General features: G+C 52.0%; 1 protein-coding gene. It reads left to right on the plus strand.

Annotation, left to right across the window (positions count from 1 at the left end):
* Positions 1 to 531, plus strand: a 531-nt coding sequence (locus tag ACQ4N8_RS28165; protein ID WP_430707678.1) for a reverse transcriptase domain-containing protein, incomplete at both ends; no start/stop codon positions are given.

Here is a 531-nt window from a genome sequence, read left to right on the forward strand (position 1 = left end):
GCGCAGCAAGCCATTCGAAAAGTAAAAGCGTATGCGGAGCAGGGCTATGGACAGGCGGTCGAAATTGACCTGTCAAAATACTTCGACACGCTGAACCACGAGCTTCTGTTGAATCTCTTACGCAAACAAATCCAGGACAAACGCGTCATAGATCTGATTAAGAAGTACCTGAAAAGCGGAGTCATGGAGAACGGCGTGTGCCGGGCAACGGAGGAAGGTTCTCCCCAGGGCGGCCCGTTGTCCCCGCTGTTGGCCAACATCTACCTGAACGAATTTGATCAGGAGATGGAAAGCCGAGGCGTGAGGGTCATCCGCTATGCGGATGACATCGTGGTATTGGCGAAGAGCACTTCAAATTCCTCGATTTGCCTTGGGGAAGAACGGAAGGGGGATATATGTACGCGTACATCGTCAAGCGCTGACCAAGGCGAAGAAGAAGCTGAAAAAGCTAACGAGTCGAAGCCAAGGCAGGAATGCGCGGCAGGTGATGGAAAACGTAAAGGTCTACATTCGCGGATGGATCGGCTATTT

Origin of the sequence: Paenibacillus macerans (assembly GCF_050565405.1) — a bacterium.
GTDB classification, from domain to species: Bacteria; Bacillota; Bacilli; order Paenibacillales; family Paenibacillaceae; genus Fontibacillus; species Fontibacillus macerans_B.